This window comes from Enterobacter sp. RHBSTW-01064, assembly GCF_014103035.1.
GTDB lineage: Bacteria > Pseudomonadota > Gammaproteobacteria > Enterobacterales > Enterobacteriaceae > Enterobacter > Enterobacter mori.
Genome location: NZ_JABXOU010000004.1, coordinates 74,943 through 99,439, shown reverse-complemented (window position 1 = coordinate 99,439; position 24,497 = coordinate 74,943). Strand labels below are relative to the sequence as shown.

Sequence of the window (24,497 nt, the reverse complement as noted above, 5' to 3'; positions counted from 1 at the left end):
CTCCACGTTATTCCGCGCAAACCGTGACCTGCAATGCGCCGGTATCCCCAAGCTCAGCCCAGGGCCTGTCTAAAAACAGTTGATGAATTTCGCTTACCCCGGCGACCAGCCAGGGTTCACAGTGGTTTAATTTCATATGGTCCGCGACGATCCAGTGCTCATGGCTTGCCGCGAGCATCGCCCGCTTAACGTCCGCATCCGCTTCTTTGCTCGCGCTTAAGCCAAGCTGCGCGTGGATGGCACACGCCCCGAGAATGGCGATATCCGCGCGATAGCGGGACAGCAGGGACAGGGTGGCGCTTCCGGCGAACAGGCGCTGCTTCTGGTCCCACTGTCCGCCGAGCAGGATCAGCTCGATATCGTCCCGGTCACTGAAATGTTGGGCGATGTCCAGAGAGGTGGTGATCACTTTCAGGGGGCCCTGAAGGAAAGTGGCGACGGCCATCACCGTGCTTCCGGCATCGAGAAACAGCGTGGAACCGGTCGGCACGCGCTGCGCCACCGCTTTACCGAGCCGTTGTTTTGTTTCAGGCAGTAAGGTATTTCTGCCCTGGCGATTCATGCCGGAGAGATCGAGCGCAATCGCACCGCCGTGGTTCTTTTGTGCCAGACCCTGTTTTTCCAGGTCGGTCAGGTCGCGACGGATGGTATCTGCGGAAACCTGCAGTTTCTCAGCAAGCTCGGTAATGCTGGCCTGGCCTTGCTCAATGATGAGCTCGAGCACGTATTTCTGTCGGGCGGTTTTATGCATGGCGGACTAATCCTGCAAAATGTCGCAATAAATCGCATAATACAGCAATTTTGAGCGGAGGGAAGAGTACGTTTAGCCGAAAACAGGAAGAAAACCTGATAGTTTATATGCGTAACTATTGAGATTTTATTAAGCGAATATAATGAAGCCGTATGGAATGGTGACTACGATGTTATCGTTATGTTTTATTTATCAGTTTGGATGATGTAACCAATGCGCAACCATTAATTGGCATTAAATTCTAATTTAATGAAGTTAAGTGGTATTTTAGTTTTGTGATGATTATTTTTGTGGTTTTTAATATTGAGATGGCTCGACTGATTACCTAAATTGACACTTCTTTGAAAATCTTTGTGTCTGAGTCATAAGGAAATTAACGCAAAAATGTACACAAATGAAATTAGGAATTTTCTTTAAATAACAGTGGGTTTTTATGTTTCATTTGAAAGGCCACTTTTCGCGTTTTGTCCAGAACCTGCATGTTTTTTCTTATTTGTAACACCACATTAACATTGAGGGTGTAGTTGCCTATAACGCATTTTGTTATGCTCCAGACCAGTAAATAAATAAGTAAATTCTTATGCGAAATAAGAAGAAACAATCTCATCTCCAATGGAAATGGATGCGGGGGAGTTTTGCCTGAAATTCAGTGGGGAAGTTAAAGAAGATATTTGTCTAATTATCTATACCTCCTTTTGGGTAATTGCTTAAGTATCACTCAGAGTCAGGGAGATAAAAATGACGGTATTGCCAAAGAACGTTTCACTCAAATTTACACCGACAATCGTATTAATTACGCTCGCAATGAATATGGCGTACGCCAATAGTGACCACATGCAGATGGCCCCGGTGGCGGCGATAACCTTAAAAGAAAGCATTTTATTTGCTATCGATCGCGATCCGTCTATTAGCCAGCAGGCCGCACAATTAGGTATTGGTCAGGCACAAATAGATGAGGTACGCAGCGGCTGGATGCCGCAAATATCGCTGAACGGCAGTACGGGGCATAGCCAGACCACCGACTCAAGCGGATCGCTGAAGAATTCTGCGGCCTGGGGGGTTAGCCTGACGCAGCTGTTGTACGATTTTGGTAAGACGAATAACAGCATCAGCCAGTCCTCAGCCCAGCGCGATAGCTACCGCTACCAGCTGATGAGCACGCTCTCTGACGTGGCGGAAAAGACGGCGCTCGGCTACGTGGAGGTTAAACGCTATTCCGATCTCTTACAGGCTGCCAAAGACAACGTCCAGGCGCTCAAAAACGTTGAGCAGTTGGCGAAACTGCGCGCGGATGCAGGCGTAAGTTCCACCTCTGATGAACTCCAGACCCGCACGCGTATTGCCGGTATGCAGGCGACCGTGGCGCAGTATAACGCCGCCTTAAACAGCGCCCGCGCAAGGCTCGCGGTGCTCACAGGTCTGCAGGCTGAGACCTATTCGCCTGTTCCTGCGAACCTTGCCGTTGAGCCGGATTCCCTCAACCGCATTGATTATTCGTTGATACCGACGGTGTTGGCCGCGCAGAACATGGAGCGCTCGGCCCAGTATGGCGTTGAAACAGCAAAATCGCAGCACTGGCCAACCCTGAGCCTTAAGGGAGGACGTACGCGCTATGAGTCGGACAACCGTTCTTACTGGGACGACCAAATCCAGCTCAATATAGACGCACCGCTTTATCAGGGCGGCGCGGTTTCCGCACGCGTGCGTCAGGCTGAAGGGGCGCGTGCTATGGCCTCCTCTCAGGTCGACCAGGCGCGCTTTGATGTCCTGCAAAAAGCCTCCGTCGCGCAGGCTGACTGGACCGGCGCCCGGGGAAGAATGGAGGCCGGAAAACAGCAGCTGGAAAATGCCCTGCGCGCCCGCGATGTCTATAAAAATGAATATACCCTGAGCAAGCGGAGCATTAACGATTTGCTCAGCGTTGAACAGGATGTCTGGGCCGCCACCTCCGCAAAAATAATGGCTGAATATGACGGCTGGAGTTCGGCGATTAACTACGCTTCTGCGGTGGATAATTTGATGCCGCTTATCGGAATAGAGAAAAACGCTGCCGCAAAATTACCCGATTTGAGTTAAAAAAAGACGCGTCTTTCTGCGCGAAATAAGTCTGACAATAATGGGTGTTTTTTCCCAGGGATAGCTATATCCGTCTGGTGGACATATCCACAGGAATCCGTACACCTGCAAGGAGAAGAATATGAGTAACGTAAAAGTTGTTGATGTCATCATTCGCAAAACGGCGGAGAAAACGAAATTAACCGGCGAAGGAAATCTGTCGGTATCCATTTCATCGCCGAGCGTGATAGAAATCCAGGGTTCTGCTCAGGACGTGGTGCGTTATGTCCGCCAGGGGAAAGATCTCCTGATTTATATGAAAGATGGCAGCGTGATCCGCTGCAATAACTATTTTGTCGAAGATCCAGAAACGCATAATCAGTCAGAGCTGGTGTTCAACGATAATCAGGAACTGACTCATATTTCTTTTGCCGATACCGGGGAAGCGTCAGGCATGGCCGCGACGGAATTAACCGCGCAGGCCGCACCCATTAGCAGCATTGAGCCTTTCCTGGAGCAGGAAAGCGTATTAAGCGATGCGCCGTGGGGCTGGATTGCGGGCGCGGCGTTAGGCGGCGGTGCCATTGGGGCGCTGCTGGCTCACGGCGGTGACGGCGAAACAAAAACGAAAGTTATTGATAATACCAAAGAGGTTGAGAGCGCCACGCCGACCTTTTTGCTGACGGATAACGCGGGTGACAAGCAGGGCGTGCTGAGTGCAAAAGAGATCACGGACGACAACACCCCAACCTTCAGCGGTACCGGGCAGCCGGGCGCGACCATTCAGATTAAAGACAGCGGCGGCAGCACCATCGCCAGCACCATGGTCGCGAAGGACGGCACCTGGACGGTAAAACTCCCGACACAGACCGACGGGGAGCACACCTGGTCGGTCGTACAGATCGACGGCAGCAAAACCACCTCTGCGGGCAGCATCACCGTAACCGTCTCAACGGGCGAGGCCGCCGTGACGCTCGCCACCACGGCGGGCGATAACGTGATCAACGCCAGCGAACAGTCCGCGGGCTTCACGCTTTCCGGGGCCAGCAAAAACCTGGCGCAGGGAACGTCGCTGACCGTCACGCTGAACGGAAAAACCTATACCGCAGAAGTGGGAGCAAACGGCGCGTGGAGCGTGAAGGTGCCTGCCGCAGACGCGCAGGCGCTGGGCGACGGCACCTGGACGGTCAATGTGAGCGGCAAAGACGCGGCGGGTAACACCGTCAGCGGCAGTCAGACGATTGGCGTCGATACCGTTGCGCCTGCGCTCTCCGTGAATGCAATCGCGCAGGACAATATCATTAACGCCGCTGAACATAATCAGCCGCTGACGATCAGCGGTAAAACCGATGCGGAAGTGGGCCAGATTGTGACGGTCACGCTGAACGGTAAAAATCACACGGCGACCGTGGGCAGCGACGGCACCTGGTCCGTCACGCTTCCTGCCGGTGAAGTACAGGCGATGGCTAACGGCGGGCACACCCTCACGGTCAACGTCAGCGACAAAGCGGGTAACGGTTCTTCTACCACCGCCGATTTTACGGTTGATACCGCCGCTCCCGTTGTGACGATCAACACCGTCGCGGGTGACGACATTCTGAACACCAGCGAGCAGGGCCAGGCGCAGATCGTTTCCGGGAAGGCGAGCGGCGCGGCGGCAGGCGACGTGGTGACCGTGACCGTTGGCGGACAGACCTTCACCGGTGTGGTGCTTGCCGACGGCAGCTGGAGCGTCGGCGTGCCTGCCTCCGTCATTGGCGCGCTCGGTGAGGGCAGCCACACGATTTCTGTCTCCGTCACTGATGCCGCGGGCAACACCGGCAGCGCGACGCACGGCGTGACGCTGAGCGGCAACCCGCCGGAATTCACGATTGACGCCATCAGCCAGGATAACGTCCTGAACGCGCAGGAGGCCATGCAGCCCCTGAGCCTGAGCGGCACCAGCAACCTGCCGAACGGCAGCGCCATCACCGTCACGTTAAACAACGTTAACTATCAGGCCACGGTTGAAAACGGTATCTGGACGGTTCAGGTGCCGGTTTCTGACGTGCTGAATCTGGCGAACACCCTTTATACCGTCAGCGTCAGCGGTACCGATAGCGTGGGTAACAGCGGCTCTGCCGAGGCGAATCTGCTGGTGGACACCGTGCTGCCGCAGGTCATTATCAATACGTTTGCGGGCGACAACCTGGTCAATAACGCCGAAGCGGGCGTCGATCAAACCCTCAGCGGACGCGTTAGCGGCGCGGCGGCGGGCGATACCGTCTCTGTCACCGTAGGCGGCAAGAGCTACACCGCGACGGTGGGCAGCGATCTGACCTGGAGCCTGAAAATCCCGTCAGCGGATCTTCAGGCGTTCGGCGACGGCGATTTGACATTCAGCGCCTCCGTCACCAACGCGCACGGCAATACCGGCACCGGCGAGCGTGATATCAATATCAACGCGGAGCTGCCGGGCCTGCGCGTGAACACCATTTCCGGCGATGACGTGATCAACGCCATTGAACAGCAGCAGGATCTGAGCGTCACCGGCTCCAGTACCCATCTGGCCGCGGGGACGCAGATTGTCGTCACCATTAACAACGTTGAGTACGTCACCGCGGTCAACGCCAGCGGCAACTGGCAGATCGGCGTTCCGGCGGCGGACCTGCAGGCCTGGACGGCGGGCGGCATGACGGTTAGCGTCAGCGCGGTAGATGCCTGGGGCAATACCGTTGCGGCTGAACACCCGATTGAACTCGATCTGAACGCCGTGGCGGTCACCATTGATACCGTCTCCGGCGACGACCTGCTGAATGCGGCGGAAAAAGGCGCGGACTTAACCCTTTCCGGCCAGACGCAGGGCGTGGAAGCGGGGCAGACCGTGGTGGTGAAATTCGCCGACCAGACCTTTACCGCGCAGGTGCAGCAGGACGGTTCCTGGAGCCTGAGCGTACCCGCCAGCGCCATGGAAACCCTGATCGACGGGCGCGCGCAGGTGAGCGTCAGCGTCACTAACATCAGCGGCAACAGCGCGGACGCGTCGCGCGTGGTCACGGTGGATACGCAGCCACCGGCCATTACGCTCGATAACCTGACCGACGACAACATCATCAATGCGGCTGAAGCGCAGCAGGATTTAGCCTTAAGCGGTACCAGCACTGCGGAAGCGGGCCAGACGGTCACCGTGACGCTGAACGGCAAAACGTATCAGACCACGGTTCAGGCGGACGGTACGTGGCAGCTGAGCGTGCCGGCGGCAGACGTGGGTGCCCTGACGGATGGCATCGTGACCGTGACGGCAACCGTGAGCGACGTGGCGGGCAACAGCAGCAGCGCGGACCGCGTGGGACTGGTGGATGCCACCGTACCGCAGGTGACCATTAATGACTTTGTCACCGACACCAATACCGTTAACCAGCTCGCCCATTCACAGGCGCAGATCCTGAGCGGCTCCGTCACCGGTGCGGCAGCGGGCGACCTTGTGACCATTACCATTAACAGCGTCGATTACACCACCGTGGTGGATGCGGCGGGGAACTGGAGCCTCGGCCTGCCCGCGTCCGTCGTGCAGGGTCTGGCGGACGGCACCTGGACCATCGACGTCTCCGTGACCGACCGATCCGGCAACACCGGAAGCAGTTCGCTGGATGTGGTAGTGAATACCGTGACGCCTGTCATCGCCATCAGCACGCTGGCGGCGGACGATGTGATTAACGCGACCGAAAAGGGTGAAGATCTGCTGCTCTCCGGCACCAGCAATCAGCCGGAAGGAACACGCGTCACCGTTAACCTGAATGGCATCAATTACACCGCCACTACTGACGCCAGCGGTAACTGGAGCGTGACCGTACCGGTCTCGGCCGTTAGCGCGCTGGGAGAAGCCCATTACACCGTGACGGCGAACGTCACGGATAACGTCGGCAACAGCGCCTCAACCTCACACGATGTGCTGGTGGACAGCTCGCTGCCGGTGGTGACGATCGACACGCTGGCGGGCGACAATATCGTTAACGCCGCGGAAGTGGCGGCAGGACAAACCCTGACCGGTAAGGTGACGAACGCGGCCTCAGGTGACACTGTCACTATTATTCTTGGCGGCCAGACGTACACCGCTACCGTGCAGGACGATCTCACCTGGAGCCTGCCGTTAAGCGAGAGCCAGCTTACCGCGCTCGGCAACGGCGACCTCACGGTCTCCGCCAGCGTGACCAACGCGCACGGTAATACCGGCTCGTCTTCTCTCGACTTTAGTATCGACGCCCAGCTCCCGGGCCTGCGTATTGATACCGTCGCAGGTGACGACGTCATCAACGCGATCGAACACGCTCAGAACCTGATTGTGTCCGGCACCAGCACCGATCTGGCGGCGGGCAGCACCGTGACCGTGACCATCAACGGCAAAGCCTATTCGGCAACGGTACTGGCGGATGGCACCTGGCAGGCGGCGGTACCGGCGGCCGATGTGTCCCAGTGGGCGGACGGTTCGCTGGATATCAAGGCAAGCGCGCAGGATGCCTCCGGCAACCCGGTGGCTATCGGGACCGTCGTGGACGTCGATCTCGCGCCTGTCGCCATCACCATCAGCAGCGTGACCGACGATAACGTGCTCAACGCGGCGGAAAAAGGCCAGGACCTGGTGCTTTCCGGCACCACGTCCAACGTTGAAGCGGGTCAGACCGTGACAATCACCTTCGCGGGTAAAACCTATACCACGACGGTGGATACCAACGGCGACTGGACCTGGACCGTACCGTCAGCTGATTTGCGCGGCCTGAAAGACGGCGACGCCAGCGTGCAGGTCAGCGTCGCCAACGTAAACGGCAACGCGGCGTCTTCGGCGCAGGAATTCAGCGTCGATACCACCGCGCCGACGGTGACCATCAACACCATCAGCCATGACAATATGCTGAACGCGGCAGAGGCGGCGCAGGATCTGACCCTGAGCGGCACCTCTACTGCCGAAGCAGGCCAGACGGTCACCGTGACCTTCAACGGCAATCAGTACACTACGCAGGTGCAGGCGGACGGCAGCTGGACGCTCGACGTTCCGGCGGCGGATATGGCAGGCATCACCGACGGCAGCGCGGCGGTCACGGCGACCGTGTCCGATAAGGCAGGCAACCCTGCCAGCGCGGGCTCCTCGGTGCTGGTCGACATCACCGTACCGCAGATTTCATTCAACATCGTTGCGGGCGACGACGTCGTGAATATTGCCGAGCACGGCCAGGCGCTGATCGTCTCCGGCAAAGTGACGGGCGCGCAGGCGGGCGACGTAATTACCTTGACCCTGAACGGCAAAGACTACACCGCCATGCTGGATGCGTCCGGCAGCTGGAGCGTGGGCGTTCCGGCGACGGACGTGGGCGCGCTGGCAAATGGCGACCAGACGATCTCTGCGATCGTCACCGATAAAGCCGGTAACAGCACCACCGCCACGCACGAGTTTGACGTCTCCCTGACCGCACCGGTGGTTGCCATCAATACCCTGGCGGTTGACGACGTGATCAACGCGACCGAGAAAGGCCAGGATTTGCTGGTGTCCGGCACCAGCAACCAGCCGGACGGAACCACCATTACGGTGACCCTGAACGGTATCAGCTATACGGCCACCACCGACGCCAGCGGCAGCTGGAGCGTCACCGTTCCGGCGGCAAACGTCTCTGTGCTGGGCGAAGCCAGCTACGTCGTGACGGCGAGCGTAACCGACGCCGCAGGCAATAGCGCGAGCACCGGGCACAGCGTGCTGGTCGACAGCGCGCTGCCGCAGGTCACCATCAACCCTGTCGCCACGGACGATGTCATTAACGCCGCGGAAGTGGCTGCCGGGCAGACCCTGAGCGGCAAAGTGAGCGGCGCGGCGAGCGGTGACACTGTCACTGTTTCAGTCGGCGCCAATACGTACACTGGCATCGTTCAGGACGATCTGAGCTGGTCGGTCAGCGTGCCGTCCACGGTGTTAACCGCCATCGGTAACGGCGAACTGACGGTGTCAGCCAGCGTCACCAACGGCCACGGCAACACCGGAACCGGCGAGCGCGACATCACCATTGATGCCAACCTGCCGGGCCTGCGCGTCGATACCGTGGCGGGAGACGATGTGATCAACAGCATTGAGCACGCGCAAAACCTGATTATTACCGGCTCCAGCGAAGGTCTGGCAACGGGCGCGGCGTTAACGGTAACCGTTAACGGCAAAACCTACGCCGCAACCGTGCTGGCGGACGGTACCTGGACGGCGGCCATTCCGGCGGCAGACGTCAGCGCGCTGAATGCGGGCACGGTCACCGTGACCGTGGAAGGCCAGAGCGCGGCGGGCAATCCGGTTTCCATCAGCCACGACGTGAAGGTGGATCTGGCGACCGTTGCTATCAGTATTAACCCAGTAGCCTCGGACGACGTAATCAACGCGGCTGAGAAAGGCGCGGACCTGGTGCTGTCCGGCTCGACCACCAATGTGGAAGAAAACCAGACCGTTACCATCACTTTCGGCGGCAAGTCGTACACCGCGACGGTCGATGCCAGCGGCAACTGGACGGCGACAGTACCGTCTGCCGATTTGGGCAGCCTGAAGGACGGCGATGCCAGCGTGCAGGTGAGCGTCACCAACGTGAACGGCAACAGCGCGTCGGCAGGCCGAGAGTACAGCGTGGACGCCACCGCGCCGACGGTATCTATTGAAATTGTCAGCGACAACAACATCATCAATGCGGCCGAAGCGCAGCAGGATCTGGTCGTTAACGGCGTGACCAACGCCGAAGCGGGCCAGACCGTCACCGTAACGCTGAACGGCGTGGATTACACTACCACCGTACAGGCGAACGGCAGTTGGAGCGTGACCGTGCCGTCTGCGGATCTGAGCGGTATTACCGACGGCAACTACACCATCAGCGCCGCCGTGTCTGATAAGGCGGGCAACCCGGCCTCTGCGGATCGCGACGTGCTGGTCGATACCACCGTCCCGCAGCTGACCATTAACATCGTTTCCGACGACGACGTGATCAACAGCGTCGAGCATGCGCAGGCTCTGATTGTTACGGGCGCCGTAACCGGCGCGGCGGCGGGCGACGTGGTCACCGTAACCCTCAACGGCAAATCGTACACCGCTACCCTGGATGCCTCAGGCAACTGGAGCGTGGGCGTGCCTGCGGCGGACGTCACCGCGCTGGCCGCGGGGGATTACACCATTACCGCAGCGCTGACCGATAAAGCGGGCAACAGCAACAGCGCCACGCACGGCGTGGAGGTGAACCTGACCGCGCCGGTGCTGACCATTGACACCGTTTCCGGTGACGATGTAATCAACAACAGCGAGAAAACCCAGGATCTGACGATCTCCGGTACGGCTTCTGGCCTGGCGACAGGCGCGGTAGTAACCGTGATGCTGAACGGCAAAGCGTACAGCGCGATGGTCGATAGCAACGGGAAATGGACCACCACCGTTCCGGCGGATCGGGTCGGCGCGCTGGGTGAAGCGTTGTACACCGTTACCGCATCGGCAACGGACAGCGTCGGCAACAGCACCAGCACGTCACACACCGTGAACGTGGAATCCGTTCTGCCGGGCGTGATTATCAACACCATTGCAGGTGACGACGTCATTAACGCGGTGGAGCTGGCAGCCGGCCAGACCATCAGCGGTAAGGTGGTGAATGCCGAAGCGGGCAATACCGTGACCGTGACGATTGGCGGCAACAGCTACACCGCAACGGTGCAGAGCGATCTGACCTGGTCCGTTAACGTGCCGGAATCCGACCTGACGGCGCTGGGCAACGGTGATTTAACCGTGTCAGCCAGCGTCACCAACGGCGTAGGCAATAGCGGAACGGGCGAGCGCGAAATCGTGATAGACGCCAACCTGCCGGGCCTGCGCGTGGATACCGTGGCGGGTGACGACGTGATCAACAGCATCGAACACGGGCAGAACCTGATTATCACCGGCTCCAGCGACGGGCTGGCGGCGGGCGCGGCGCTGACCGTGACCGTCAACGGCAAAACCTATCCGGCGACCGTGCTGGCTGACGGTACCTGGAGCGCGGCGATCCCGGCCGCAGACGTCGGCGCACTGAGTGCAGGCACGGTTACTGTATCCGTTGCTGGCCAGAGCAGCGCCGGTAACCCGGTCGCTATCGACCACAGCGTGACGGTCGATCTGGCGAACGTCGCCATTAGCATTGACGCGATTGCGTCAGACGACGTGATCAACGCGGCCGAGAAGGGCGCGGATCTGGTGCTCTCCGGCACCACTTCGAACGTGGAAGAAAATCAGACCGTCACCATCACCTTCGGCGGCAAGAATTACACCGCCACGGTCGATGCCGACGGTAAATGGACCGCCACGGTGCCAGCGGCCGATCTGGCGGGCCTGAAAGATGGCGACGCCAGCGTGCAGGTGAGCGTCACCAACGTGAACGGCAACAGCGCCTCGGCGGGCCGCGAGTACAGCGTGGATGCGACCGCACCGTCAGTAACCATCAATACCCTGGCGACCGACGATATTCTGAATGCCGCAGAAGCGCAGTCCGATCTGACCGTGTCCGGTACCAGCACCGCCGAAGCGGGCCAGACGGTGACCGTATCGCTGAACGGCAAAGACTACACCACAACCGTCAGCGCAGACGGCAGCTGGACGCTGAACGTTCCGGCGGCGGATCTGGCTGGATTAACCGACGGCAGCGTGACCGTCACCGCATCGGTTAGCGATAAAGCGGGTAACCCGGCGTCCGTGGACCACAACCTGGCGGTAGATATCACCGCGCCTGCGGTGACCATCAACACCGTGGCGGGCGATGATGTCATTAACATCGCAGAACACGGCCAGGCGCACATCATCAGCGGTACCGCCACCGGCGCGGCAGCGGGCGATAAGGTCACCATTACCATCGGCGGCCAGACTTACACCACCGTGCTGGACGCGGCGGGTAACTGGAGCGTGGGGGTACCGGCGAGCGTGATTTCCGGCCTCAGCGATGGCACCGTGACCGTCACGGCGTCAGTCACCGACGCGGCGGGCAATACCGGCACCGGCAGCCATGACGTGACCGTCGACACCGGCCTGCCATCGGTCAACTTCAACGCCATCAGCGATGACAACGTCCTGAACGCGGTTGAAAAAGGTCAGGATCTGAACGTCAGCGGCACCAGCGCCAACCTCGCGGAAGGAACCGTGGTGACCGTAACCCTGAACGGCAAAAACTACGCGGCCACGACCGCGGCAGACGGTACCTGGAGCCTGACGGTTCCGGCAGCGGATCTGGCCGGCCTCGGTCAGGCCAACTACACCCTGAACGCGACCGCCACCAACGGCGTGGGCAACACCGTGAGCAATACCGCGAACCTGCTGGTGGACACCGCGCTGCCGACCGTGACCATTAACACCGTGGCTGGCGACAACGTCATCAACGCGGCGGAAGTGGCGGCAGGCCAGACCCTGAGCGGTACCGTGGCGAATGCCGAAGCGGGCAATACCGTTACCGTCACCCTTGGCGGCAACAGCTACACCGCAACGGTGCAGAGCGATCTGACCTGGTCCGTGAGCGTGCCGTCTGACGTGCTGACCGCGCTGGGCAACGGCAGCCTGAGCGTGACCGCGACCGTCACCAACGGCCACGGCAATACCGGCACCGGCGATCGCGAGATCGCTATCGACGCTAACCTGCCGGGCCTGCGCGTTGACACCGTCGCGGGTGATGACGTGGTCAACACCATCGAGCACGCGCAGAACCTGATCGTTACCGGTTCCAGCGACGGGCTGGCGGCAGGCACGGCGCTGACCGTGACCGTCAACGGTAAATCCTATGCGGCGACCGTGCTGGCGGACGGCACCTGGAGCGCGGCGATCCCGTCCACCGACGTGAGCGCGTGGCCGGAAGGCACCGTCAAAATCAGCGTTACCGGCGACAGCTCAGCGGGCAATCCGATTACCATCAGCCACGACGTGACGGTGGATCTGGCGACCGTTGCCATCAGCGTCGATGCGCTTGCCACCGACGACGTGATTAACGCGGCGGAGAAGGGTGCGGATCTGGTGCTGTCCGGTTCGACCACCAACGTGGAAGCCGGGCAAACCGTGATCATCAGCCTGAACGGCAAAATCTATACCGCGACAGTAGACGACAGCGGCAACTGGACCTGGACCGTGCCGTCAGCGGATCTGGCTGGCCTGAAGGACGGCGACGCCAGCGTGCAGGTGAGCGTCACCAACGTGAACGGCAACAGCGCCTCGGCGGGCCGCGAGTACAGCGTGGATGCGACCGCGCCGTCCGTAACCATCAACACCCTGGCGACCGACGACATTCTGAATGCCGCAGAAGCGCAGTCTGACCTGACCGTGTCCGGCACCACCACCGCCGAAGCGGGCCAGACGGTGACCGTGACGCTGAACGGCAAAGACTACACCACAACCGCAGGCGCAGACGGCAGCTGGAAGCTGAACGTTCCGGCGGCGGATCTGGCTGGATTAACCGACGGCAGCGTGACCGTCACCGCAAGCGTCAGCGATAAAGCGGGTAACCCGGCGTCGGTCGATCACACTCTGACGGTGGACGTGACCGTGCCTGCGGTAACCATCAACACCGTGGCGGGCGACGACGTGATTAACATCACTGAGCACGCTCAGGCGCACATCATCAGCGGAACCGCCACCGGTGCGGCCGCGGGCGATAAGGTCACCGTCACCATCGGCGGCCAGACCTACACCACCGTGCTGGATGCGGCGGGCAACTGGAGCGTGGGCGTCCCGGCGAGCGTCATTTCCGGCCTCAGCGACGGCACCGTGACCGTCACGGCGTCAGTGACCGACGCGGCTGGCAATACCGGTACCGGCAGCCATGACGTGACCGTCGATACCGGACTGCCGTCCGTGGCCTTCAACGCCATCAGCGGCGATAACGTGCTGAACGCGGTGGAGAAAGGTCAGGATCTGAGCGTCAGCGGCACCAGCGCCAACCTGGCGGAAGGCACCGCTGTGACCGTGACCCTCAACGGTAAAAACTACGCGGCCACGACGGCGTCGGACGGTACCTGGAGCCTGACCGTTCCGGCAGCGGATCTGGCCGGTCTCGGCCAGGCCAATTACACCCTGAATGCGACCGCCACCAACGGCGTGGGCAACAGCGTGAGCAACACCGCGAACCTGCTGGTCGACACCGCGCTGCCAACCGTGACCATCAACACCGTGGCGGGCGACAACGTTATCAACGCGGCGGAAGTGGCCGCAGGCCAGACCATCAGCGGCAAAGTGGCGAACGCGGAAGCGGGCAACACGGTAACCGTGACTATCGGCGGCAACAGATACACCGCAACGGTGCAGAGCGATCTCACCTGGTCCGTGAACGTGCCGGAAACGGTCCTCACCGCGCTGGGCAACGGCGAGTTGACCGTGTCGGCGACCGTCACCAACGGTCACGGCAACACCGGCGCGGGCGAGCGCGAAATCGTTATAGACGCCAGCCTGCCGGGTCTGCGCATTGATACCGTGGCGGGCGACGATGTGATTAACAGCATCGAGCATGGGCAGAACCTGATTGTCACCGGCTCCAGCGACGGGCTGGCGGCAGGCACCACGCTCACCGTGACCGTCAATGGCAAAACCTATGCGGCCTCCGTGCTGGCAGACGGCACCTGGAGCGCGGCGATACCGGCGGCAGACGTCGGGGCCCTGGCTGCGGGCACTGTCACCGTGACCGTTGCAGGCCAGAGCGCGGCGGGCAACCCGGTGACCATCAGCCATGACGTGACGGTCGATCTTTCCGCAGTGGCTATCAGCATTGACGCCATTGCTGCAGACGACGTGATTAACGCGGCGGAGAAAGGCGCGGATCTGGTGCTGTCCGGCAGCACGTCGAACGTGGAGGAAAACCAGACCGTCACCATCACCTTCGGCGGCAAGACGTACACCGCGAAAGTGGACGCCGACGGTAACTGGACGGCTACCGTACCGTCTGCAGACCTTGCGGGTCTGAAGGACGGCGATGCCAGCGTGCAGGTGAGCGTCACCAACGTGAACGGCAACAGCGTCTCGGCGGGCCGCGAGTACAGCGTGGACGCCACCGCGCCAACCGTGAGCATTGATACGGTCGCTGGCGATAACGTGATTAACGGCAGCGAAGCCGCTGCGGGCGTGGCCATTTCCGGCACCACCACGGCGGAAGTCGGTCAGACGGTCACCGTGACGCTGGGCGGGAAGAGCTATACCGCGCAGGTGCAGCAGGGCGGTATCTGGAGCGTGAATGTGCCGGGCACCGACCTGTCCGCACTGGCGGATAACGGCTACACCGTACAGGTCAGCGTGAGTGACGCCGCGGGTAACCCGGGCAGCGCGGGCAAAGCGATTACGCTTGATACCACGCCGCCGACCGTCAGTTTTAACGTCGTGGCGGGCGATAACGTCATCAACAGCGTGGAGCACGGACAGGCGCAGATCGTCAGCGGCACCGCAACCGGCGCGAGCGTCGGCGATAAGCTGGTCATCACCATCGGTTCGAACCAGTACACCACCACCGTTGACGCCAGCGGCAGCTGGAGCGTGGGCGTTCCGGCCAGCGTAATTTCCGCGCTCAACGACGGCACCGTGACCCTCAGCGCGACCATTACCGACAGCGCGGGCAACAGCAGCACCCAGACCCACGACGTGGTGGTAAACACCGCCTCCGTGGCGCTGACGGTGAACACCGTTAGCGGTGACGACGTCATCAACGCGGCGGAAGCCGGTTCGTCCCTGGTGATTAACGGCTCCAGCGCCCAGTTCGCCAGCGGCACCCAGGTCACCGTGACCCTGAACGGCAAGAGCTACACGGCTACCATTCAAAGCGACGGCTCATGGACCACAACCGTTCCGGCCGCCGATGTGGGCGCGCTGGCCGACGGTGCGAGCTATCAGGTGGCAGTTTCGGCGCAGGACAGCGCAGGCAACAGCGCGTCCGCGACGCACGGCATCAGCGTGGATACCACCTCGCCGGTGGTAAGCATTGCCACGCTGTCTGGCGACGACGTGCTTAACGCGGCGGAAGCGCAGCAGCCGCTCACCGTACACGGCTCTTCCAGCGCGGAAGCGGGCCAGACGGTGACCGTGACGCTGGGCGGCAAAACCTACACGGCCACCGTGGCAAACGACGGTACCTGGACGCTGGACGTTCCGGCCGCCGATCTTGCCAGCCTGAGCGAAGGCGCGCTGACGGTCACCGCGTCGGTGAACGACAAGGCGGGTAATAACGGTCAAACCACGCATACCTTAACGGTAGATACCGTCGCGCCAACCGTGACCATCAGCACCGTGGCCGATGACGATATCGTCAACAACGCCGAGCAGCTGGCGGGCCAGACCATTAGCGGCACCACCACGGCGGAACAGGGCCAGACGGTGACCGTCTCCTTCAACGGGCACAGCTATCAGGCGACCGTTGGGGCGGACGGATCCTGGTCGGTCTTCGTGCCGGGCCGTGATTTCCTCGGCCTGAGCGACGGGGATTACACCATTATGGCTGCGGTTAGCGATAAGGCCGGTAACCCGGGCAGCGCCACGCACGACGTGACGCTGAACGGCGACGTGCCGACCATCGCCATCAACACCTTTGCGCAGGACGATATCGTCAACGCCGCCGAGCACGGCACGCCGCTGGTTGTCAGCGGCACCACCGACGCCCCTGCGGGCCAGACGGTGACCATCACGCTGAACGGTAAAACCTACACGGCGACCGTGCAGAATGACGGAACCTGGAGCTATACGGTCGGCAGCGCAGACGTGACCGCGCTGGCGGACGGCGGTTCGTACGTGATTAACGCGCAGGTCAGCAATACCATCGGCAACAGCGGCAGCGATAACCACACCGTCACCGTGGATCTCACCGCGCCGTCGATGGGGATCAGCATTGATTCGCTGCAAAATGATACCGGCCTGAGCGCGAGTGATTTCATCACCAACGACGGCCAGGTGGTCGTCAACGGCTCGCTGACCGCGCAGCTCGGCAATAACGAGAAGGCGCAGATCAGCCTTGACGGGGGCACCACCTGGATTGACCTGACCGTGACCGGCACCACCTGGCGCTACACCGATGGCCGCACCCTGACGGACGGTACGTACCAGTACCAGGTGCGTGTGATCGATAACGCCGGGAACGTGGGGGCAACGGACAGTCAGGACGTGGTGATTGACCTGACGAAGCCTGCGGCGACGACGATTACGGTCGATTCCGTCACCCAGGATACCGGCCTGTCCGGCAGCGATTTTATCACCAGCGACAACCAGATCAGCCTGAAAGGGACGCTCGGCGCGGCGCTCGGCAACGGCGACCACGCGCAGATCAGCCTCGACGGCGGCGTGACATGGACCGACGTCAGCGTCAGCGGCCTGAGCTGGACGTATGTAGACGGTCGTACGCTGGCCGACGGGGATTACAACTACCAGCTGCGCGTGATTGACGACGCGGGCAATATCAGCGCCACCGCCAGCCAGGTGGTGACCATTGATACCGTCGCGCCGGACGCCAGCAAAACGATCGCTATCGACAGCATCAGCGACGATACCGGCCTGAGCAGCAGCGACTTTATCACCAACGATACGTCCCTGACGCTGCACGGCTCGCTCGGCGCAACGCTGGCCGACGGGGAATACGCGCAGATCAGCATCGACGGCGGCGTGACCTGGCAGAACGTCATCGTCACCGGCAACAGCTGGTACTACGTGGACGGCCGCACGCTGGGTAACCAGACCTATGACTACTACGTTCGCGTGGTGGATGCCGCCGGTAACGTGGGCGCCAGCGCCCATCAGCAGGTGACCGTCGATACGGTCGCCCCGGATGCGGCGATTACGGTGACCGTGGATAACATCACCGTGGATACCGGCTTTGACAATAACGACTTCCTGACCAGTTCGACCTCGTACACGCTGCACGGAACGCTCGGCGCAGAACTTGGCGCGGGTGAATTCGTGCAGGTGAGCATGGACGGCGGCAGCACCTGGGTGTACGCCACCGTCAGCGGTACGCAGTGGAGCTACAGCGACACCCGTACCCTGACCGACGGCAGCCATAACTATCAGGTGCGGGTCGTTGACCAGGCGGGGAACGTCGGGGCCACCACCGCGCAGGCGGTGACGGTGGATACGCAGTCGCCGCAGTACGGCATCACCGTTGACAGCATCAGTGAAGATACCGGCCAGTCCGGCAGTGATTTCATCACCATGGACACCACGCTGACCATCAACGGTTCGCTGGGCAGCGCGCTGGCAAGCGACGAGCGCGTACAGATCAGCCTGGACGGCGGAAATACCTGGCTCGATACCACGGTCACCAACCAGCGCTGGAGCTACACCGATACCCGCGATCTGCCTGACGGAGACTACACCTACCAGGTGCGGATTATCGACCAGGCGGGCAACGTCGGCTCCATCGCCTCTCAGGTGGTGACGGTAGACACCACGCCGCCAGCCACGGTGGGAACCGTAGTGAGCTATACCGACGGCGAAGGCGAGCGTCAGGGCACCTTTGGCAGCGCGGTGGCAACGGACGATAACTCGCCGCTGATCAACGGCACGCTTAACCGCGCACCGGACGACGGTGAAATTGTGCAGCTCTATCGTGACGGCGTCCTGCTCGGTCAGGTGACCATGAACGGCAGCGCGAGCTGGTCCTTCCAGGACAATGGCCTGAGCGACGGTAACCACACCTACATCCTGCGCGTCACCGACAGGGCCGGTAACTACACGGAATCCGACGGCTTTGTGCTGAACGTTGATACCAGCATCCCGACCACCACGGCGGCGATTACCGCGCAGACCACGTCGGACACCACGCCGATTGTCAGCGGGACCGTCTCCGCTGACCTGGTGAACGGTGAATATCTGGTGGTGACGGTGAACGGTAAAACCTACACCTCCCAGACCGGCGGCGCGGTGGTGGTCGACCCGGATCACAACACCTGGTATCTGCAGATCCCGGACGGCGATGCGCTGAGCGTGTCGAGCTACAGCGTGACGGCGCAGGTGAAGAGCAGTGCGGGTAACGGCAATACCACCGGTACGGCGACAGGCAGCCTGGTGATAGATACCACCTCGGTGAATACCGATTGGGCGACCACGGCGGGGAACAGTAACAACTCCACCATGACCCTCGGCATGAACAGCAGCGGTCTGTGGAATATCATTGCTAACGGCCAGTCTTACTCCAGCAGCGATAGCTCGACCTATGCCGGAAATACGCTGACCAACACCCGCGGGTACTACGCGGTGAGCCAGACCGCCGCTGACTTCGATCGTAACGGCACGCAGGATATCTTCGCGACGGAAAATACCTACGCTGGCTCTACGCAGGTGATGTGGACCTACGATGGCAGCACCTATAACGCCAGCCAGCTGGCGATGGGGACCACCATCTGGTACGGCGGCGTCATTGCCTACGATAAAACCGGGGATGGCTATCTGGATCTGGCGTACGGCGATGCCGGTGCTGACTCCATCACTTATCTGATCAATAACAATGGGGTACTTTCGCCTGACGGTACCTACGGCGGCGCGGGATTCTGGGGACAATTCACCACCATGCGTGAGATCTCCGGCGTCGATATTAACAATGACGGCACCGTGGATGTGGTTCAGCACACCAACCGCAGCGGCGCGTACTCGTTAACCGTGATCAACAACAACGGCAACGGCACGCTCTCTATCGGCCAGAACCTGACCAACGTGTTTGTGGTTAACGCCGCGAACACCACCACGGCGGCATCCATGACGTGGGCGGACTTCAACGGCGATGGCTACATGGATCTGTACCTGGGCAGCAGCTACAACAACAACGGCGGGGTGATTTACTACAACGACGGTACCGGGAAGCTCTCTGCTACCAAGAGCGCGGTGGAAGCCTCTAACGCCACGGCGGGCTATCTGTCGGTGGCGGTGGACTGGAACGGCGACGGGCAGATGGACATCATCAAGCTCAGCACCTACGGCGGTTCGCAGACGGCGACCCTGTTCACCAACAACGGTTACGGATCCACCTGGACCTCAAGCCAGCTTGCATCCGGTATTGCCTACGCGACCGGCGTGGCGGCGGTGGACTACAACTGGGACGGCGCGCAGGATCTGCTGGTGTCGCAGCAGAACGGCAAGGTAGTGCTGGTGCAAAACAGCAAAACCATTGCTGACGGCACCGCGATGCATCTGCACATTGTCGATAGCGAGGGCATCAACGCCTACTACGGCAACACGGTCAATCTGTACAACGCCGCGGGCGTACTGGTGGCGTCGCAGATCATCAACGCCCAGTCCGGTATCGGATCGAACGATACCTCCGCGCTGGTGAGCTTCTACGGGCTGGATCCGAATGAAACCTATTCGGCTGAGATCCTGAAGATTACCAACGGCGTATCGGATAACGTCACCTGGAGCGGTCTGGAAGCGGGTAACGGCAAAGAGGGCTACGTTCTGACGGCCGAAGCAGCCACCGGCGGCCACAGCGGGACCCTTACCGGGACCGGGTATAACGACACCTTTATCGCAGAGGACGGCACCTATACCTATAACGGCTCCGGCGGCTGGAATACCCATTCCGACTACGACACCTGGAGCAACACCGGCGGGATGGACGTGGTGGATTACCGCAATGCGACCTCCGGCGTGACCGTTGACCTGCGCCTCTCTACCGCGCAGGACACCGGGTTCGGTACGTCACGACTGCTCAATATTGAGGGGATCAACGGCTCGGACTTCGACGACGTCATTACCGGCAACAGCGGTGATAACCAGTTCGAAGGCCGCGGCGGGAACGACACCTTCAACATCGGCAGCGGCGGTCACGATACGTTGCTCTACAAGCTGATCAACGCGACGGATGCGACGGGCGGTAACGGTCACGACGTGGTGAACGGCTTTACGGTCGGCACCTGGGAAGGGACGGCGGACACGGATCGTATCGACCTGCGCGATCTGCTCTCCGGCAGCGGCTATACCGGCACGGGTTCGGCGAGCTACGTGAACGGCGTGGCGACGCTGGACAGCAGCGCGGGCAATATCAGCGATTACATCCGCGTGGTGCAGAACGGCAGCAACACCGAGATCCAGGTGGACCTGGACGGGACGGGCGGCCAGTTCTCGCCAACCGCCCTGGTGACGCTGAACGGCGTGCAGACGGATCTGGCGACGCTGCTGGCGAACCATCAGCTGTTAATTGCGTAAAACAACGCCGCGGGGAGCGATCCTCGCGGCTTTTTGCGTTTCTTTACACGAATAGCCATAACCCTATATTTCACAAGATTATTTTGCGGGCTCGTTTAGGAAGTGTTCGATTCTTAATCATCCCGTGAAGGTATCATTTCAGTGCGAAATTATCGCCCTGAACAGGACGTAGCATTATGAAGACACATCCACAGTACGAACCCTGGCTGCAGGGCATGCTCATCATCGCGAAGCACTATCGGCTGGACTTTTCTGCGGAGCACGTTCGGGTCACGATTAACCATGAAAGTCAGTCTCCGCGCCAGCTGGTGCTGGAGGAGATGGCGCGCCAGCTTGGGCTGGGGATGCGTGTGGTGGCGGCTGAAGCGGTATCCCTCGACCCGTGGCGCCTTCCGCTGCTGGCGGAATTCACCGGCGGACAAATCGCGGTCATTAACCGCATGGACAGCGAAGGCAACGTCAGCCTGCAGTTTAGCGGCGACGCGGGGCTGGAGACGACCCTGACGCGTGACGAACTCGGGGCGCGGTTAAAGGGGCTGATGGTGTTGCGCCCGCTCGAATCCACGCCGGATGCTCGCGTGGACGACTACATCAAACCCTATGAGAAAAACTGGTTCTGGCAGCTGGCGCTGAAAGACTGGCGACGCTACAGCGACATCATGCTGGTGGCGCTGGTGGCCAACGTGCTGGCGCTTTCCGGCATGGTCTTCTCCATGCAGGTCTACGACAGGGTGGTTCCGTCGCAGTCGGAAGCCACGCTGTGGGTGCTGTTTGGCGGCGTGATGATTGCCATTCTGTTCGAATTCATCATGCGCATGCTGCGCGTGCATATTTCTGACGTGGTGGGGAAACGCGCCGACCTGCGTATCTCAGAACGTGTGTTTGCCCACGCGCTGCGGATTAAAAACGCCGCGCGATCCAAATCAACCGGATCGTTTATCGCGCAGATCCGCGAGCTGGAGTCGGTGCGCGAGCTCATCACCTCGACCACCATTGCGGCCATTTCCGATCTGCCGTTCTTCCTGCTGTTCGTCTTCATTCTGTGGATGATTGGCGGCCCGCTGGTGCTGGTGGTCCTGCTCGCCGTGCCGCTGCTGCTCATTCCCGGCCTGCTGGTGCAGCGTCCGCTGGGGAAACTCTCCAGCGAAGGGATGCGCGAATCCGCCATTCGTAACGCCACGCTGGTAGAAGCGGTGCAGGGCATTGAGGACATCAAGCTGATGCGCGCCGAACAGCGTTTCCAGAACCAGTGGAATAACACCAACGACGTCGCCGCCAGCGTCGGCATGAAGCAGCGCTGGCTGACGGGTCTGCTGCTCACCTGGACGCAGGAGGTCCAGTCAATCGTCTATGCGGTGGTACTGCTGGTCGGCTGTTACCTGGTCATCAGCGGCGACATGACCACCGGTGCGCTGGTAGGGACCTCGATTCTGGCGTCGCGCACTATCGCGCCGCTGTCGCAGATCTCAGGCGTGCTCTCGCGCTGGCAGTCGGCAAAAGTGGCGCGCAAGGGGCTGGACGACCTGATGCAGCGCCCGATTGACGACCCGCAGCACGGTAAGAAGGTGCACAAAGCCCACCTGCGCGGCGACTATAGCCTTGAGGACGTCGGGTTTTATTACGACGAGGAAGAGAAACTCACCGTGCTCAACATCAGCAAGCTGCAGATCCGCGCCGGAGAGCGCGTGGCGGTGCTTGGGCGTAATGGCTCCGGTAAAAGCACGCTGTTACAGCTTCTGGCGGGCATGCAGGAGCCGCAGCAGGGGAGCATCCTGCTCGACGATATTGCCCTCAATCATCTGGACCCGGCCGACGTGCGTCGCGACATGCAGCTGCTTAGCCAGCAGGCGCGGCTGTTCTTTGGCTCCGTGAGGGACAACATCCTGATGGGCAACCCGCTCGCCACCGACGACGAGATTCATCAGGCGCTGGTCAACAGCGGCGCGCTGGAGTTTGTGCGTAAGCAGAAAATGGGGCTGAACACCATCATCAACGAGGGCGGAACGGGCCTCTCCGGCGGACAGCGTCAGGCGCTGCTGCTGGCGCGCGCGCTGATCGTCTCACCCAATATCCTGCTGCTGGACGAACCGACCGCCTGGCTGGACGAAATGAGCGAGAAGCAGTTTATACAGCATCTCCACAAATGGCTGGGTAAACGCCGGACGCTGGTTGTAGCGACGCATCGCCTGCCGATTCTGGATTTGGTCGACCGCATCATTGTGCTGGAAAACGGCAAGGTGGTGATGGACGGTCCGCGCGATGCGATCCTGCACCAGCACGGTATGGCACCGCAGAAAGCCGTACAGCGTACCGTCACCATGAAAACGGAGGGCGTGGTATGAATGATTTCTCTCGCTTTAACAGCCGTCTGAAAGAGCCGCGCCTGCCGCGCGCGTCACTGGTCGCATGGTCACTCTTTGCCCTGCTGACGGTCTTTATCGCCTGGGCGAGCCTGTTCAAGCTGGATGAGGTGACGACCGGCAACGGTAAGGTGATCCCGTCCTCCCACGAGCAGGTGATCCAGTCCCTGGAAGGGGGGATTATCCACAGCCTGATGGTTCGCGAGGGCGATATTGTTGAACGCGGCCAGCAGCTCGCGCAGCTTGACCGGACAAAAACCGAGTCCAGCGTGCTGGAGAGCGAATCTCGCCTGAATGCGGCGCTGGCAACGGCAGCGCGCCTGAAGGCAGAGGTGAACGACACGGAACTTGCGTTCCCGGAAGAGCTGGATGACGACGTTGAGCTGGTTAAACAGGAAACGGCGCTCTACCAGTCCCGTCGTGAGAGCCTCGAAAAAGGGCTGGCCGGTTTACGTCAGGGGGCCGAACTGGTGCAGCGCGAGCTGTCCTTAACCCGTCCGCTGGTGACCCAGGGGGCGGCCAGCAAGGTTGAGGTGTTACGTCTTGAGCGTCAAAAAAATGAGCTTGAGAATAAAATCACCGAGATGAAAAACCAGTATTACGTTCGCGCCCGCGAAGAGCTGGCGAAAGCCAACGCGGAGATTGAAGCCCAGCGTTCGGTGATGAAAGGGCGTGAGGACTCCCTGACCCGGCTGACCTTCAATGCGCCGGTTCGCGGGATCGTGAAGGATATTGACGTGACAACCGTGGGAGGCGTTATCCCGCCGAACGGCAAGCTGATGAGCCTGGTCCCGCTGGACGATCAGATGGTGGTCGAAGCGAAAATCTCCCCGCGCGATGTGGCGTTTATTCATCCAGGCCAGAAAGCGCTGGTGAAAATTACGGCCTATGACTACTCCATTTACGGCGGGCTGGAAGGGGAAGTGACCATGATTTCGCCGGACACCCTGCAGGATGAGGTGAAAAGGGATGTCTACTATTATCGCGTTTATATTCGCACCGACAGTAACCATCTGACCAATAAGCAAGGTCAGGAATTTCCGGTCTTTCCGGGCATGATTGCCACTGTTGATATTAAAACCGGCAGTAAAACCATTCTGGATTATCTGTTGAAGCCGCTGAACAAGGCGAAAGAGGCGCTGCGCGAAAGATAAAATAGTGGCGTTCGGGATCCCGAACGCCA

Annotated in this window: 5 protein-coding genes; 4 read left to right on the top strand and 1 reads right to left on the bottom strand. The window is 60.6% G+C overall.

What is annotated here, in order from left to right:
* Positions 1 to 7: 7 nt before the first annotated feature.
* Positions 8 to 751: a DeoR/GlpR family DNA-binding transcription regulator gene (locus HV355_RS13420; protein ID WP_182402216.1), complete on the bottom strand. Its 744-nt coding sequence runs from the start codon at positions 749 to 751 to the stop codon at positions 8 to 10.
* 738 nt (positions 752 to 1,489) lie between these two features.
* On the opposite strand from HV355_RS13420, the gene HV355_RS13415 reads away from it, so the two are divergent.
* From HV355_RS13415 to HV355_RS13400, 4 genes are all read left to right on the top strand, one after another.
* Positions 1,490 to 2,827: a TolC family outer membrane protein gene (locus tag HV355_RS13415; protein ID WP_182402214.1), complete on the top strand. Its 1,338-nt coding sequence runs from the start codon at positions 1,490 to 1,492 to the stop codon at positions 2,825 to 2,827.
* Positions 2,828 to 2,948: 121 nt separating this feature from the next.
* Positions 2,949 to 20,954, top strand: a complete 18,006-nt coding sequence (locus tag HV355_RS13410; protein ID WP_182402212.1) for an Ig-like domain-containing protein — start codon at positions 2,949 to 2,951, stop codon at positions 20,952 to 20,954.
* Between the two features lie 176 nt (positions 20,955 to 21,130).
* Complete coding sequence (locus HV355_RS13405) at positions 21,131 to 23,296, top strand: type I secretion system permease/ATPase (protein ID WP_182402210.1); 2,166 nt, start codon at positions 21,131 to 21,133, stop codon at positions 23,294 to 23,296.
* A complete protein-coding gene (locus HV355_RS13400) occupies positions 23,293 to 24,468 on the top strand; it encodes an HlyD family type I secretion periplasmic adaptor subunit (RefSeq protein ID WP_108417513.1) in 1,176 nt (391 codons plus the stop codon). The genes HV355_RS13405 and HV355_RS13400 overlap by 4 nt, the downstream gene beginning before the upstream one ends.
* The last annotated feature ends 29 nt before the right edge of the window (positions 24,469 to 24,497 follow it).

Coding starts and splice junctions, on each gene's coding strand:
- HV355_RS13420 (WP_182402216.1), bottom strand. CDS start 751: ATGCATAAAACCGCCCGACAGAAATACGTGCTCGAGCTCATCATTGAG.
- HV355_RS13410 (WP_182402212.1), top strand. CDS start 2,949: ATGAGTAACGTAAAAGTTGTTGATGTCATCATTCGCAAAACGGCGGAG.
- HV355_RS13400 (WP_108417513.1), top strand. CDS start 23,293: ATGAATGATTTCTCTCGCTTTAACAGCCGTCTGAAAGAGCCGCGCCTG.
- HV355_RS13405 (WP_182402210.1), top strand. CDS start 21,131: ATGAAGACACATCCACAGTACGAACCCTGGCTGCAGGGCATGCTCATC.
- HV355_RS13415 (WP_182402214.1), top strand. CDS start 1,490: ATGACGGTATTGCCAAAGAACGTTTCACTCAAATTTACACCGACAATC.